Below are 14,533 nucleotides of genomic sequence, written 5' to 3'. Positions count from 1 at the left end.
GTAAAATTGGACGCTGGCTCTAATTATCACTGGGCCGATTGTTCTAAGTGTAGTGCGCTGATCTTTCGCGATTTCGGCCTTTTTACTAACAACCCGACCGCTTCCGTAGTTGTAGAAATAAATCCACTGTTACATCACGAGCATGTCAACCCGGCCACCGAACAACAGTTTTGGTCCCTTAGACCATCTGGCTATGCGTTATCTGAGGCAGGCGCTCGACACGTCGCATCCGACGGATGAGCCATATGTACTCAATCCGGTTGAAAGCCTCGTTATACGGCGCACTAAAGTACTGACCCTGAGCTTATCAGCTTTGCTTGGCGTTCTAGGTGTTGTCTTCCTATACCTTCCCCAATACCACTGGCCAGACCTGTTTCAGAATACGCCAATTGTCCTTTTCGGCACAACGTATAGTGTCCCGATCATCACCACACTTTACGGCCTGCTGTTGGTTTATATTGAAGTTAACCTGCTTGTTGGCCTAAATCTGCTGGGGGTAAAAGCCATCATGCAGGTGTGCCAGTTTCCACGCGCTCACGATGCGCAATACGACCGTCATCTACAGGCCCTTGCCGACGCAGCGCTTGAAAAAACCAATCGCGGTATATTACGCTTCGGCATTGACCCCTACCTGAATATGCCGCGCTGGGGCCTGACAATTTATTTCCTGCTCAATATCATAAAAGCAGCGTTGAGTACTCTTTTCCTGAAGTTCTTCCTTAAACGTTTCTTGGGACGGTTTGCGCTCCGGCAGGTGACAGATTTAGCTGGAATGCCCATCTACGCAGTTTGGAATGCCTATGCTTCGTGGCAGGTTTTACACGAAGCGCAGATCAGGGTAATGGCTCCCCTCACGATTCGCGAATTTGTTAATGAGCTGCACGACGAATGGGGCAATAACGAACAGTTTCGACCGCTTATCATGGAAGCGTTACAGTACGTGGCCATTCTGAAGCGTCAGTACAATTATGCGCATTTCCTGCTGACAGATACACTGGTTGACCGATTCAATCTACGAACTAGTACTCCCCTAACCGGTAATTTCGTTGAACAGGTGGCCAGTGCACCGATCGAAGTGCGAAAGAGTCTGGAACGGCTTATCGTGTTTGGTGTACTGGTTGATGGCCATTTGTCGTGGATCGAAAAGAAACGACTGCGCCAGCTTCGTGAAAATAAGTTCCTGACCTATTCAGCCGAGGACATACAACGTATTGGCAACGAGTACAACAAAGGGAAAGGCCTTTGGGTATAGCCTGCTGAACACTCTACGAGTTCACTTCAACCTGGTCATCTTTCGTTACCCGAACTTCATTGATGCGCTTGTCGTCGGCAGATAATACGTGAAACGTAAAGCCGCCGTAGGTCGTCTGATCACCGGATTTGGGTAACCGGCTAAACAACTCGAGCAGTAAACCGCCCAACGATTCGCTGTCGCCCTGCACAGCCTCGAACGTCGTTGCATCCACATTCAGAATCCGGCATACATCCGTGATTGGGACTTTACCTTCAACGATTACGGTTCGCTCATCTTCGCGCCGGTAGCCAGCGGGTGTCTCATCATCGAACTCGTCGTTGATATCCCCAAAAATTTCTTCGATAATATCTTCCAGTGTTACCAGGCCACGCGTTCCTCCGTACTCATCAACAACGATAGCCATGTGCACACGTCGTTTCTGGAAATCCTGCAACAGATCATCAACTTTCTTGTTCTCAGGGATGAAAAATGCAGGACGTACCAGTGACTGCCAGCGAAACAGGTCATCTTCGTGAATGTGGGGCAGCAGGTCTTTGATGTAAAGTATGCCCTCGATCTGGTCCAGTGACTCTTTGTGAACCGGCACCCGCGAATAGCCCGATGCGTTAATCTGGACCATCAGTTCCGAAAAGGTCAGATCGTCCTCCACTGCCGAAATATCGAGTCGGGCGCGCATCACTTGACGAGCAGTCAGATTACTAAAGTTAACAATTCCTTTCAGGATTTCCTTCTCCTCCGTCGTTGCGTCAGCACCGGTCAGTTCAACTGCCTGACTAAGCTCTTCAACGGATAATTTGTATCCCTTACGCTCAATTCGTTTATCGACCTGATTGCTCAAGTTGACCAACATCATAGCCAGCGGACGTAACACCGCTAACCCGATCTGAGCCAATGGAGCTGTTCGACGGGCAACCATCATGTTATTCTGACTGGCGTATACTTTGGGCACAATTTCACCAAAAAGAACGATGGCTAATGTTGTTGCCAGCGTTACACCAGACAATACCCAACCCGACGCGTGAGTGGCCTGCGAGAGTTCCCAGGTCAGATACGTGACAATAACGACAATAGCGATGTTCAGTAGATTATTGAAGATAACCAACGAGGCAAGCAGCCGTTTGGGGCGGTCAAGCAAGTTAGCGATACGCTGGTCGCCAGTATGATCGCTATGGCGACAACGCGCACGATCATCGGGAGATAAAGAGAAGAAGGCCGCTTCGGAAGCGGATACAAGACCAGCTACCAACAACAGCAGCAGGATTAAAGCCGCGTAAGGAGCGTATAAATCAAAATAGGTGCTCCAGCCATCTGCGGCTGGGAGCACCTGTCGGGGAAGAGGATCACTACTAGGGTCCATGTATATCAAATCTCGTTCAACAATAGAGCGTTGAGTGGTTTAGAACGGAAGATCGTCATCCCCACTGTTACTCTCAAAAGGCACTGGGTCCGGCTCCCTGCGCGGAGGTTGCTGGCGTGGTGGCTGTTGTACCGGAGCAGCCTGCTGACGCGGTGCCTGAGCGGCCTGTTGTGCAGGAGCGGCTTGCGGTACGGGTTGCTGTTGCTGCCGGGGGGGAGCTGCCTGTTGCGCAGGGGCCGCCGGTGCCTCGTACGAACCACCGTCCCGATCGTTCGGGCCACCCAGAAACTGAAACGTTGTCGCCCGAACACCAAGCGAAAACTTTTCTTTGCCTTCCCGGTCTGTATACGTTTCTGTGCGCAAGCGGCCCTCTACATAAATCTGCTGCCCTTTACGCACATATTTTTCAATTGTCTTTGCCTGATCGTTCCAGACTTCCACCCGAAACCACTCCGTCGATTCAACTTGCTCGCCGGTGCGGGTCGTATATCGTTCATTGGTGGCAACACTAAACTTGGCCACAACCGAACCACCGTCCAGATAACGGACCTCCGGATCATTGCCAACGTTACCGATAAGAATTACTTTGTTAAGGCTTGCCATACAGTGTGTTTTGTTAGGTAAGAGCGATAAATTACGTGGGTATTAAAGAGACTAAAGTTACTGAAATAAACGCACTTATCCAAACGACTTTTCCAAATAGTTAGTGATCAAAACAGGCTTCGGCAAGTTGCCTGTTTCTACTATTGAATACCATGTAAAGCCTATGGGCAACCGGTCAATTAACGCGTCAGGTACATCAATTACGTAAAATAATGCACGAATACGCTGATGTGACAACAACTGTATCGACTCCGCTGGTACCGACGCCTGAACGCCTGACACAACCAATTCGTTCACAGAATCAGGCAATAACAGGTCGCGCAAGGCCGTTTTCGGCTCATCCGTTTCAAGCAGGTAGAAATCATACAGGTTCTGCCAAATATCGCGGTCGGTCCGCTCCCGCATGGCTATTCGATCATTATTCCTAAAAACCAGGTACTGAAAATACCGATCCCGGACGGGTGCTTTTTTCGCCTTGACAGGTAAGCGATGCTGCTGGCCCGTCAGATAAGCGACACAGTGTTGCTGCACCGGACACAACAGGCAATCGGGCGCTACGGGTGTACACTGAATTGCCCCAAACTCCATGATCGACTGGTTGTACGTAGCCGGATCATCAGCTCGCTGAATGAGCCGGGTTGCCAAAGCCGCAAATGTTTTTTTAGCACCGGTTGTGGTAATGTCCTCCTGAATACCAAACATGCGCGCCAGCACCCGATACACGTTCCCGTCGACCACAGGAACACGCTCCCCGAAGGCAAACGAAGCAACCGCAGCGGCTGTATAAACGCCTATACCCTTCATTTTCAAGAGGTCATGATAGGTATCCGGAAACTTTCCGTCCAGTTGATCCGTTACATAGCGGGCTGTCTGATGCAAATTCCGGGCTCGGGAATAATACCCAAGCCCTTGCCAGAGCCGAAGCAATTCGCGCTCATCAGCACGGGCCATATCGTGGATTGTCGGATAAGTCGATACGAAGCGTTCGTAGTACGGTTTCCCTTGCGCAACCCGGGTTTGCTGAAGAATTACTTCAGACAACCATATATAGTACGGATCGCGTGTGTGACGCCACGGCAGATCCCGTTTATGGTACTCATACCAGCGTTCGAGGCTAAGTACAAATACGCTTTCGTTATCGTTAAGGTCTGATTGCCAATTCAAAATAAAAAAGGAAAAAGCGTCGCTGATGACGAAAAACTGGAACACAGGGTTTTATAATTTCTGAGAAAACCCTACCTTTGTGCTCCCATTTTTGACACCCGAATTTTCAACAACACAGTAAACGTTAAAGTTTAAGAAGTCGTGACGAAAGCAGACGTAATTGCAGAGATCGCCGATAAGACCGGAATTGATAAGGCCGAGGTAACGAACACCCTTGAGACCTTCTTTTCTGTGGTTAAGGACTCGTTGGCCGAGGGAGAGAATATCTATGTGAGAGGGTTCGGCAGTTTCATCAATAAGAAAAGAGCCAAAAAGGTAGCCCGGAACATTTCGAAGAACACCGCTATGGTGATTGACGAGCATTTCATCCCGAGCTTCAAACCCGCCAAGGTTTTCGTTGAACAAGTGAAAACTAGCGACAAAGCCAAAGTAACGGCTGAGTAAGCAAACAAGCGGTCCCTAAAGGCTGAGCATCAGCCAAGACATTCGCTACGTGATTAGCTCCCATCATGAATAAATCAGTATTGTTTGTTATCGTTCTCGCTTCAGCCCTAACGGCTGGGTTATATACCCTGCCCAAGGTTGTTGTACGCAATGAGAGCAAGCAGTTAGCCGAATCAGGATCGGGAGGTCGCACAACGCAAACGCCAATGGCTACTCAGCCAGGGGCAACCGCCAGCAATGGAGCGCCGGATCGGTCAACGATTCATGCGCAACCATTATCACCAGAAAAGCAAAAGCAACTGGACAAGCTGAAAGATCAGTTCTTGACCACTGGTTCAGTCCAGAAAGAAGCCGCAGCTGTAAAATTGATCGCTCTGCTCCGGGAGGTTACTCAGTACGATAGTGCGGCCTATTATGCCGATTTGCTAGCGGTTGATCAGCCAACGGAAAAAAACTTGCTCCAGGCAGGCGATTCTTATTTTGAAGCGTACACGTTCGCTGTTGACGAAAAGAAAACAGCATCGCTGGGTCAAAAGACCCGCGACTTTTACCAGCGCGCTCTTGCAAAGAATTCGAGTTTACTGGCGGCCAAGGCCAATATGGCCATGACGTATGTAAACACGGATACACCGATGCAGGGCATCATGCTTTTGCGCGACGTACTGAAGCAGGACCCAACCAATGAGCTGGCTCTGTTCAATCTCGGGTTATTGTCGATGCGATCAGGCCAGTATGAACGCGCGGTCGAGCGATTCCGCCAGATTCTGATTACGAATCCAGCGAGTCGTAAGGCACAGTTTTATCTGGGTGTCAGCCTGGCCGAATCCGGGCAAAAGGAAGAAGCAAAGAAAGTATTGGCGCAGGTAAAGGCGCAGGAAAAAGACCCACAAATTCTGGCTGCTGTTCAGGAGTATGAAGAGCGGCTAAAGTAAGTGAGTTATACAGTTGAAACGGTATCGAGTCAGTCCATCGATTGGCGTGTCGAAAACACGATAACGGCTCAATTTTAAAACTATACACTTTTCGGGTTTACCGAGTGGTAAGCCGACACCTATTTTCAACCATTAAAACAGCACTTGCACTATGCCTTGCGGTAAAAAACGGAAACGGCACAAGATTGCCACCCACAAGCGGAAGAAACGGCTTAGAAAAAACCGGCACAAGAAAAAGTAGTAAGTAGTCGGCAGTTTACAGTCGGCATTTTCGCCGATAGCTGCCTACTGTAAACTTGTCTACCGCCTATTCATTTTGGAAGCCTCGTGCCGGTCTGCAAAGCCCGAGCGTGGCTTCTATTTTTTTTTATAGCCATTCTTAACCGTTCATTCATCTTGTGAGTAATGAATTAGTTATCAGTTCGACTCAAAAAGGTGATCGGATTGCACTCTTGCAAAACAAGAGATTGCTGGAATATCACGAAGAAGAGTTAGACAGCAACTTCACCGTTGGCGATCTTTATTTAGGAACAGTCAAGAAACTATCCTCTGGCCTCAATGCTGCTTTTGTGGATGTTGGCCATGAGAAAGACGGTTTTTTGCACTATCAGGACTTAGGGCCGAATATTAATTCGCTCAACAAGTTTGTTAAAGACATCATCGCCAAGCGCGTCACCACCGGACGACTCAGCAACACGAAGCTGGAGCCAGTCATCGAAAAAATTGGGAAAATCGATAAGGTACTGACGAAAAATGCTCCCATCTTGGTTCAGGTGGTTAAAGAACCCATCTCAACCAAAGGTCCACGCCTTTCCTGCGACATTTCAATTGCGGGCCGTTATCTGGTCCTTGTCCCGTTTTCGGACGGCGTAAATTTATCCAAGAAAATTACTGACCGCGCTGAACGGTCGCGGCTGCTTCGGCTCATGTCGTCGCTGAAGCCGCAGAATTTTGGTGTTATCGTGCGCACCGTTGCGCAGGATAAAGATGTTGAAGAGTTGGATCGTGACCTCCAGAACTCACTCGCTAAGTGGGAACAGGCAGTCAAGACATTAGCCGATGCAAAACCTCGTGACCGGGTGCTGGGAGAAATGAACCGGGCTTCCTCTATATTACGAGATATGCTCAATGAGTCATTCGAGAGCATCACGGTAGATACACGCGAGTCCTTCGACGAGATAAGAGACTTTATTCATACTATCGCGCCCGATAAAGAGAAAATAGTTAAGCTTCATACCGGTAAGATGAAGGTTTTTGAAGCCATGGGGCTTGAAAAACAGCTAAAATCGTTATTCGGTCGTTCTGTAAGTTTACCTGGCGGAGGTTACCTGATCATTGAGCATACTGAAGCGTTGCACGTAATTGACGTCAACAGCGGCAATAAATCAAATTCGGAAGAAGATCAGGAAGCGACAGCGATCAGTGTTAATCGGGAAGCAGCCAAGGAAATAGCCCGCCAGCTTCGCCTGCGTGACATGGGCGGCATTATCGTGATTGACTTCATTGACATGAAGAAGGCAGAAAACAAGAAAATTCTGCAGGACATCATGCGTGATGAAATGAAAACGGATCGCTCCAAATTCACGATTTTACCGTTGACGAAGTTCGGGCTAATGCAGATTACACGCCAGCGTGTACGGCCCGAAATGAACATCGTTACCCGTGAGGTTTGCCCGACCTGCGGTGGCACAGGGACCATACAGGCCAGCGTTCTGGTTACGGACGTTATCGAAAACAATCTAGACTACATTCTGACAAAGCAGAATGAAACAGGTATCTCAATAGGCATGCACCCGTTCTTATATGCTTACTATACCAAGGGCTTTTATTCAAAGCAAATGCAGTGGTTTGTAAAGTATAAAAACTGGATAAAGCTAGTCAAGGATAGCTCACTGGGTATCGTAAATTTCAAATTCTTCAACAAATCCGGCGAAGAAATAGAAACGGGCAGTGGTGCGTAATATCTTCAAGTTACGCTACAAATAAATCCGTATAATCCATTAATTGTCAACGGGCTCAATCTATACATGATAGATTGAGCCCGTTTTGTTCGTACTAAAAAAATCTTAGCGGAGAACCTCCATCTCCATTAACTCGCCGAACATCTCTTTGCCGACGAGCCCTTCTACTGAATCAACCGTGTTGATATTTAAAAGCAGATCACGCAGGTCTTCCGTAATTTCGTAAGTCTGATATGATCGCCGATCGAAAAGAATCGGCGATTGTTCCAGATCACAGAGTGAGTAGCGATCCTGGTTAAAGGTTGGTTTAGCTGGCCAACCGGCAAACCGCTTACTCTTTGGTTCTTCCGGCTGTAGAAATGACTGGACAAATGTCCATCCTTCCCACTGGGCCGGGTAACGCTTCAAGAACGGCCAAAAGGCGGTATAAAGCTGAGTCATTGCCTCCTGGCAGTACATATCCCGGTCACTGTTCCGGATTGGTCGGATCGGGTCAAGACACTGCAACACCGGTGTCAGATCGGACTGACGGTAGCTAACGACTGGTACAATTGGAACTCCAGTCGCATGGGATAAATAGCCAACCCCTTTTCGTGTCAATACACGTCGATCGCCCAGCGTCACTGACAAGAACTTGTCTTCCTCTCCCGGCTGAGGGGCCGTTTCTGGACTCCCATCGACATAGACAATCAATGATCGGCCCGCTTTCAATTCCCTCAGGACCGTAAGGCCGGCAGTCGGATGCCCTGCTTCGACGATGCGGAAGCTGTTCGTTAGCCCATGCTTTTCGCGCAGCGATTCAATGTGTTCCGTCATATCATCGCCCTGCGTACGGTTCATATTGTTGCCTACCAACAATACGCAATCTACTCCCCGGCGGAACAGCACACTTGTCAATAGCCGATATGAGCCAAGGTGGTATGTACAATAAATCCGGGGACCGTCCTGCTTAACAAGTAATTCTTCTGAGCCACGCACCTTCACAAGATCACCAGCCGTTAAGCACTTTTGATCGAAGCTTGTGAAAATCTGTTGCAACAATAACTCCTGAAACATCGTCTCGTGCTGGCTTCGGGGAATTGTTGGCATGATATTTTCTACATTCGCAGAGAACGTGGTAAATTTCATGAGATACCCTTTTTCCTTCTCCAGATCAATCTGTCTGAAGTGGTCACGACAACGGGTGAGTTCTTGTTTATATAGACTGAGTGCGGATGGCATAGCTCGTACCTATTAAAGCGAGAAAGATGTTTTAGGCTTTAATCCTACAAATTGTGGCTGGAAGCCTGAGCAGCACACTGAGTCTGAAAGCCAGAGCGAACCGAGCGAATTGTTAGACTCTTTTTTAGCAACAACTGAAGCAATAACTTTAGATACGTTAACTGATTTGATGGCGAATTGCTTTTTCATGATCGTTTTCTGTTTTTAGATTGATTTGTTTGTCCTGATTGGCGTTGGTTTTTTTGCGCCGTTTGACTGATACAAAATTAGGTCAACCAGGGAGGGTCATCAATCGCAGAAAATTCTCATTCCACGGTATTGGATTAGTCAATAATTACCACTATTTTAGTCGAGATTTTTGCTAAGGGCCACATGAAAGTTGTACACCTGACCAGAATACTTCTACGAAAACCACTCTACAGCATCGGACTTTTGCTGTGTGTGATTTTACTTATCGAAGGGCTGGCATGGACAATCGCTTACAACCCAAAGTTGGCACTTGTCGCCCGTGCAGGGGGCTTCTTACCGTATATAAGCGTCTTTTTCAGGACTCTTTTCCTGCCAGAGGTTTGCACGGTCGTTATTTTGACAACGTTGCTCGATCAGCAGCATATACGGCTCAAGCTGAACTCCGTTGGATTGACACTACGAGACATTAGTCGCTACGAACTTTCCTTTCTACCGACCATTCTCTTCTCCTTTTTTCTATTCAATCCTGCTACCCAAACGGTACGTTTTCTTCTGGAAGCGTTTCCCAGCTATACGTTCTCGAATTATTGGCATGGTTATCTAGAAGGTACATTCACAATGTCCACGTACCTTCAGTACCTATCCCCTATATTCATCATCGGCTACGTATTATTGAATATTTCTTTCATTTCCGATTACTTTAAACAGCGCCAAAAAGCACAGGAAGAAGCCGAAAATCAGGCCACGTTAGCTATTCAGGCGGCACAGGCAGCTATTGCAGCCAAGACTGCGACCGTTACTGCGACCAGCAGTAATTACTTATCCCATTTGAAAGGGAAGAACCAGCATGGTGAACTCGATTTTCCAGTTGACGATGTCTATTTCTTCACGATCGAAGATCGATACTATTATGCCCAGCTTGAAAAGGGACAGTATCTGGTCGGAAAGACCTTGAATGAGTTAGAGACCGAATTAGACCCAAGTCGTTTCTTTCGCATAAAGCGTGATTATATTGTCAATCGTCAGTCAGTACTCAATTACGCCTACTGGGAAAACGGCAAATACATTGTCCGTCTGAACACACCTGATCGACACGAAATAGTCGTCCCGCGTGCCCGTATGCAGGAATTCCGTGAGTGGTTACAAGGCAATCAGAGTGGTACGAATCAGCAACCGTATGCTGACTCCTCAACTGATTCTTTTATTTTAGCTAATTAACTAGCTGATTTACAAGTAATTTTTTACGGATATTCCATAACGTGGCAGCTGACGGCAGCTACTTAATTCCAGTTTTTTCGCAATATGTACTTTGTGATTCACGGCGGTTCGGTAGCTAATTCCTAATTGATCGGCAATCTCATTGGCAGTCGATCCATTAGCAATCATACGTAAGACCTCCTTTTCGCGGTTACTCAGCCGATTCAGTTCATTACGTGTGGTATCTGACAATACTTCGACACCGAAATTCTTTAGCAGGCCCATGAAACCGTTGCTGTAGTAGCATCCCCCGGCACTAACGGTTTGGAAACAGCGATATAGCTCATCGAGTCCGTCACTAGCATATAAGAAACCGAAAAAGCCCATTTGCATAGCTTTGGCGATCATTCGCAAGTCGGGTTTACTGGTATACAGTATAAATTTAGTCTGATAATTGGACTGCTGCATCTCCTGAACGATGTCAAAGCCACGCTGACCCGATATCTCAGCCTCTAAAATGACACATTGCGGTCGTTTGACACGAATCTGCTGGAGCGTATCTTCCATTTCAACAGCTCGACCCACAACGTTGTAGCCCTGCTCTTTTAGTAACTGGCTCAGAACTTCGCAGTTAAAAACTTCAGACTGTGCTACCAGAATCGAAAAATCCCGACGTCGTAGCGCGAAATTTTTAGTAGCCTCCTGACTTGTCGTTGACTCGCTCATAGTATGTGATAGTAAAAGAGTGGTTGAATCTACAACCATAATAATACTGTTAATAATGCCTGCCTACCGAAATCACCATTTCTCCGGATGAAATCACCTAAATGGGGATTGTTATATGGGTGATTTCGTCCGGAGAAATGGTGATTTCACGCAAAACGACTTGTTTTACCCTGCTCTACCGTACTACTTTTGATCATCAGCCAAAATATCTGTCTACTCAGAAACTAGTGTATGATGATCCAGGAAGAAAAAGTGTCGCCAGCTTACGAAGCCTCATCGACTGAAATACAAAGCATAATTATGGAGTGGGTTGAAGCAACCGAACAGTTTCATCGTCGTTACGCTAAACTTACTGATGCCATTAATTCTCTTCAATCTGCTGGTCGTCGCCAATCGAGTTCCATGGCGAACCGATCACGTCTGCGTAAACTGATTACATTACGTCATCACATGAGTGATGTCTTAATGACATTGATGCTGGATATGAATGGCCAGAAAGCAGGTCGGTCACTCCAGTCATCTAAGCCTGGTCAACTTCACTCGCACGCTCGTTTATTATCTGAACTGAATCGTGAAATCGATGCCGAACTGACTAATGTCAAAACGGTAGCTCAAGCATAGTGTTCACCTCTCCCTCTTGATAAAGGCAAGTTCCCCGAGAAATTGGGGAGCTTTTTTTTAGGAGTAACTGTAGTAAAAAATTACTACTCGACTCGATTTCATAGGTAATCAGAGAATTCTTCCTCTTAGTTACCTTTCAGTTACTTAGCCACTGTCTATTACAGGAACTACTTAGTTTACCCGGATATGACAGTACCCAGTAATCGCGATATCTCCACATCGATGCGCTTGAAGTGCATGTACTCGGTCATGAGCTGATCAGCTTCATCAGCGGTCTTATTTTTAGTATCCCTGAGTTGCTGTTGTAATGCCATCATTCGTTGTTCGGCCAGCATCTTTTTAACACGTAGGATATTGCGGTAAGCAGCATCAGCTAGAATACCAACTTCTTCTTCGGAGGGTACGTATATCTCGTGCTTCAACCAGCCTTCACTAATTTCGTATCGGGGAGTCGTCAAGTGAATAGCCTTGTTCTGAATTTCAATCTCATCCTGCGAACGACGATTCATAAAGTCACCTGCTGTCAGGATTTCTCCGCGCTGGAAAGCCTCTCGAAATAACGTAAGGATTAAATCGAAAGGTGATGTCTGAAACTCTATCTCGTGGAGTTCACTGAGTATGTATTGACATAGCGTAATACCAGGCTCCAGCTCGCGGGCTCCGTAGTTGATCAGCAATCGTATACATTCCTCCTCCTGGTACGAGATAGGCGTTCTAACCGCATTTAAACGCTCTGTAGACGTAGCAACGGGTGGCCGTGGGGAGTTTGTCGATTCTGAGCTGGCAATGCCCGCTTCTGCAAATAACGCGCTGAGCTCATCTGCTGTGGGTTCACCCTGCGACGTTGTCTGCTGCCGTTGCTGACGTTCCTGCTGCCGATCAAATTCTTTTTTGCTTTGATCCTGCTGCTTTCTGAGCAACCGGTTGATTTCAGAAATGACTGATTGCTCGCTGACGTGGAAAACCTGAGCAACCCGCTGTGAGAGCGTTTGCCGCTTCAGGGGATCGGGTATCCGGGTAATACTGGCACAGACATCCGATATTCCTTCAGCACGTTTGAGTGGATCATCGCCCGCTTCGGCAAGCCATTGCCCTGCCTTGAAGTCAATAAAGTCTTTTGATTCGGTCTTTACGTACGCCTTGAATGCTTCAGCGCCAACTTTGTGAACGTAGCTGTCCGGATCTTCACCATCGGGCAACAAGAGCAGTTTTAGATTTAGCCCTTCTTCAAGTACCATATCCAGCCCTCGCAGAGCGGCTTTTATCCCGGCAGCATCACCATCATACAGGATCGTAACGTTGGGTGTAAACCGGGCAATAAGCCTGATCTGCTCGGTCGTTAGTGAGGTACCCGATGACGCCACTACGTTTTTGATACCCGCCTGATGAAGCGAAATCACATCGGTATAGCCTTCGGTCAGGTAACAGATGTCTTCCTGCCGGATCGTCTGCTTAGCCTGATAAATTCCGTACAGGACCTGGCTCTTATGGTAAACTGTTGTCTCGGGAGAGTTTAGGTACTTAGGCTGATTCTTATCCGTCTTCAGGATACGAGCTCCGAACGCGATGACACGCCCGGACACATTATGAATCGGAAACATAACGCGACCCCGGAAACGGTCAAAGACTTTATGATTTCCACCTGCTTCGCTTTCTTTGTTGATAACAAGGCCAGCTTTCTCCAGAAGATCACGGTTATAGCCTCGGCGTGTCCCCTCCTGCATCAGCGCATCCCACTGATCGAAGCTGTACCCCAGCTCAAAAGCATCAATGGTCGGGTTAGTCAAACCCCGTTCACGAAAATAGCTCAGTCCTATGCTCTTACCCTCATCTGACTTCTGCAATGCTTCCTGAAAGAACGTTTTGGCGAAGTTCAGCACAATGAGCAGACTCTCACGCTCATTCTGGCGCAACAGATCCTCCGGGGTTCGCTCCTGTTCCTCAATCTCAATGCCATACTTCTTTGCCAGATAACGCAACGCTTCTCCGTAGCCGATATTTTCGACATCCATTACGAATCGCACCGCGTCACCCGCTTTTCCGCACCCAAAGCACTTATAGATCTGACGCGTCGGGTTAACGTTGAAGGACGGTGTTTTCTCGTTATGGAATGGGCAACAAGCGATGTAGTTACTACCCCGCTTTTTCAGTGAGACAAAATCATTAATTACCTCCAGAATATCGGTAGCCTGTCGGATTCGGTCAATCGTTTCTTCGGGAATGCGCATGGTAATCGCGACGGAGGGGACTAGAAGAGTGAAGGTTCAAATTTACGCGGAAAGTTGACGTATATGCCAGTTTGTTACTACAAATAGGCAAACAAACATTGATTAGACGGTATTAATTTAAAAAATAATAAGAACTGCACTGTGTCAAAAATTAACAATGTAACTCTATCATTTTCAGTAGTATCATCTAGTATATAAGAATTATCATTTTAACATTTGATCTAGTTTTTAGGCTAATTCAGTAACTGTACACGATCGCAGTAGTGTCTTGCCATCAACTGATTCAAATAAGGCTAACTACAGGCACCCCAACCAACCGATGATAGCCAATCACGAAGTCGTGGAAATAAGACAGTTATTATTTCATATCAGCTACCATTTCATCCCTGGTAGGGCGATCAGCTTTAAGATCATAACCAATTCCTTCGCGATCCAGGAAATCCATAAAGCCGGTATAATGATCTCGTTCGATCGAAAATATATACCAATTCTCATATGGCTCATTGAAAAGCTCAACTTCTGTTAATGAGGCCTTTCGTTGTAGAGCCTGGTATTGACTCATTTCCAACGCGGCCTGCTTAATAAGGAAATACCACATAATGACGTTACCGTTTACAGCAGTAAACGAAAACCCC

14 protein-coding genes are annotated in these 14,533 nt (G+C 47.1%); 6 read left to right on the top strand and 8 right to left on the bottom strand.

Annotation, left to right across the window (positions count from 1 at the left end; all coding sequences use genetic code 11):
- The first annotated feature begins 193 nt into the window (after nucleotides 1-193).
- Entirely contained in the window at nucleotides 194-1,252 is a 1,059-nt protein-coding gene (locus GK091_RS19180) for an LBF_2804 family protein (RefSeq protein ID WP_164041505.1), read from the top strand.
- A 13-nt stretch (nucleotides 1,253-1,265) separates the two neighbouring features.
- Here the strand turns inward: GK091_RS19180 and gldE are convergent, their stop codons facing one another.
- The 3 genes from gldE to mutY form a co-directional block, all read right to left on the bottom strand.
- On the bottom strand, nucleotides 1,266-2,612 hold the full coding sequence (gene gldE / locus GK091_RS19175) for a gliding motility-associated protein GldE (protein ID WP_164041504.1): 1,347 nt from the start codon (nucleotides 2,610-2,612) through the stop codon (nucleotides 1,266-1,268).
- A 39-nt stretch (nucleotides 2,613-2,651) separates the two neighbouring features.
- Nucleotides 2,652-3,215, bottom strand: coding sequence for a single-stranded DNA-binding protein (locus GK091_RS19170; RefSeq protein ID WP_164041503.1), 564 nt, complete (start codon nucleotides 3,213-3,215; stop codon nucleotides 2,652-2,654).
- 75 nt (nucleotides 3,216-3,290) lie between these two features.
- Complete coding sequence (gene mutY, locus GK091_RS19165; RefSeq protein ID WP_164041502.1) at nucleotides 3,291-4,379, bottom strand: A/G-specific adenine glycosylase; 1,089 nt, start codon at nucleotides 4,377-4,379, stop codon at nucleotides 3,291-3,293.
- 141 nt (nucleotides 4,380-4,520) lie between these two features.
- Between mutY and GK091_RS19160 the strand changes: the two genes are divergently transcribed.
- The 3 genes from GK091_RS19160 to GK091_RS19150 all read left to right on the top strand — a co-directional run bounded on the left by GK091_RS19160 (nucleotide 4,521) and on the right by GK091_RS19150 (nucleotide 7,716).
- Nucleotides 4,521-4,823, top strand: coding sequence for an HU family DNA-binding protein (locus tag GK091_RS19160; RefSeq protein ID WP_164041501.1), 303 nt, complete (start codon nucleotides 4,521-4,523; stop codon nucleotides 4,821-4,823).
- Nucleotides 4,824-4,888: 65 nt separating this feature from the next.
- Nucleotides 4,889-5,755: a tetratricopeptide repeat protein gene (locus tag GK091_RS19155; protein ID WP_164041500.1), complete on the top strand. Its 867-nt coding sequence runs from the start codon at nucleotides 4,889-4,891 to the stop codon at nucleotides 5,753-5,755.
- Between the two features lie 398 nt (nucleotides 5,756-6,153).
- A complete protein-coding gene (locus GK091_RS19150; protein WP_317166328.1) occupies nucleotides 6,154-7,716 on the top strand; it encodes an Rne/Rng family ribonuclease in 1,563 nt (520 codons plus the stop codon).
- A gap of 105 nt (nucleotides 7,717-7,821) precedes the next feature.
- Here the strand turns inward: GK091_RS19150 and GK091_RS19145 are convergent, their stop codons facing one another.
- The gene (locus GK091_RS19145; RefSeq protein ID WP_164041499.1) at nucleotides 7,822-8,937 is read right to left on the bottom strand and encodes a lysophospholipid acyltransferase family protein; all 1,116 of its coding nucleotides are present in this window, start codon (nucleotides 8,935-8,937) and stop codon (nucleotides 7,822-7,824) included.
- Between the two features lie 12 nt (nucleotides 8,938-8,949).
- Nucleotides 8,950-9,126, bottom strand: a complete 177-nt coding sequence (locus tag GK091_RS19140; RefSeq protein ID WP_164041498.1) for a hypothetical protein — start codon at nucleotides 9,124-9,126, stop codon at nucleotides 8,950-8,952.
- A 252-nt stretch (nucleotides 9,127-9,378) separates the two neighbouring features.
- On the opposite strand from GK091_RS19140, the gene GK091_RS19135 reads away from it, so the two are divergent.
- Nucleotides 9,379-10,344, top strand: a complete 966-nt coding sequence (locus tag GK091_RS19135) for a LytTR family DNA-binding domain-containing protein (RefSeq protein ID WP_317166327.1) — start codon at nucleotides 9,379-9,381, stop codon at nucleotides 10,342-10,344.
- A gap of 9 nt (nucleotides 10,345-10,353) precedes the next feature.
- Here the strand turns inward: GK091_RS19135 and GK091_RS19130 are convergent, their stop codons facing one another.
- Nucleotides 10,354-11,088: a response regulator transcription factor gene (locus GK091_RS19130; protein ID WP_246202321.1), complete on the bottom strand. Its 735-nt coding sequence runs from the start codon at nucleotides 11,086-11,088 to the stop codon at nucleotides 10,354-10,356.
- A 192-nt stretch (nucleotides 11,089-11,280) separates the two neighbouring features.
- Between GK091_RS19130 and GK091_RS19125 the strand changes: the two genes are divergently transcribed.
- Nucleotides 11,281-11,670, top strand: a complete 390-nt coding sequence (locus GK091_RS19125; RefSeq protein ID WP_164041496.1) for a hypothetical protein — start codon at nucleotides 11,281-11,283, stop codon at nucleotides 11,668-11,670.
- A gap of 176 nt (nucleotides 11,671-11,846) precedes the next feature.
- Here GK091_RS19125 and dnaG read toward each other — a convergent pair whose 3' ends face one another.
- Together dnaG and GK091_RS19115 are read right to left on the bottom strand one after the other, a co-directional pair.
- Nucleotides 11,847-13,898: a DNA primase gene (gene dnaG / locus GK091_RS19120; protein WP_164041495.1), complete on the bottom strand. Its 2,052-nt coding sequence runs from the start codon at nucleotides 13,896-13,898 to the stop codon at nucleotides 11,847-11,849.
- Nucleotides 13,899-14,256: 358 nt separating this feature from the next.
- Nucleotides 14,257-14,496, bottom strand: a complete 240-nt coding sequence (locus tag GK091_RS19115; RefSeq protein WP_164041494.1) for a hypothetical protein — start codon at nucleotides 14,494-14,496, stop codon at nucleotides 14,257-14,259.
- Between the last annotated feature and the right edge of the window lie 37 nt (nucleotides 14,497-14,533).

Origin of the sequence: Spirosoma agri, from assembly GCF_010747415.1 — a bacterium.
Classification (GTDB): domain Bacteria; phylum Bacteroidota; class Bacteroidia; order Cytophagales; family Spirosomataceae; genus Spirosoma; species Spirosoma agri.
This window is presented reverse-complemented; position numbering and strand designations above follow the sequence as displayed.

What these genes read in the sequence shown, in the direction of transcription:
- GK091_RS19125 (WP_164041496.1), top strand. Translation starts at nt 11,281, where the DNA reads ATGATGATCCAGGAAGAAAAAGTGTCGCCAGCTTACGAAGCCTCATCG.
- GK091_RS19180 (WP_164041505.1), top strand. Translation starts at nt 194, where the DNA reads ATGCGTTATCTGAGGCAGGCGCTCGACACGTCGCATCCGACGGATGAG.
- GK091_RS19170 (WP_164041503.1), bottom strand. Translation starts at nt 3,215, where the DNA reads ATGGCAAGCCTTAACAAAGTAATTCTTATCGGTAACGTTGGCAATGAT.
- GK091_RS19130 (WP_246202321.1), bottom strand. Translation starts at nt 11,088, where the DNA reads ATGGTTGTAGATTCAACCACTCTTTTACTATCACATACTATGAGCGAG.
- GK091_RS19155 (WP_164041500.1), top strand. Translation starts at nt 4,889, where the DNA reads ATGAATAAATCAGTATTGTTTGTTATCGTTCTCGCTTCAGCCCTAACG.
- GK091_RS19140 (WP_164041498.1), bottom strand. Translation starts at nt 9,126, where the DNA reads ATGAAAAAGCAATTCGCCATCAAATCAGTTAACGTATCTAAAGTTATT.
- gldE (WP_164041504.1), bottom strand. Translation starts at nt 2,612, where the DNA reads ATGGACCCTAGTAGTGATCCTCTTCCCCGACAGGTGCTCCCAGCCGCA.
- dnaG (WP_164041495.1), bottom strand. Translation starts at nt 13,898, where the DNA reads ATGCGCATTCCCGAAGAAACGATTGACCGAATCCGACAGGCTACCGAT.
- GK091_RS19145 (WP_164041499.1), bottom strand. Translation starts at nt 8,937, where the DNA reads ATGCCATCCGCACTCAGTCTATATAAACAAGAACTCACCCGTTGTCGT.
- GK091_RS19115 (WP_164041494.1), bottom strand. Translation starts at nt 14,496, where the DNA reads ATGTGGTATTTCCTTATTAAGCAGGCCGCGTTGGAAATGAGTCAATAC.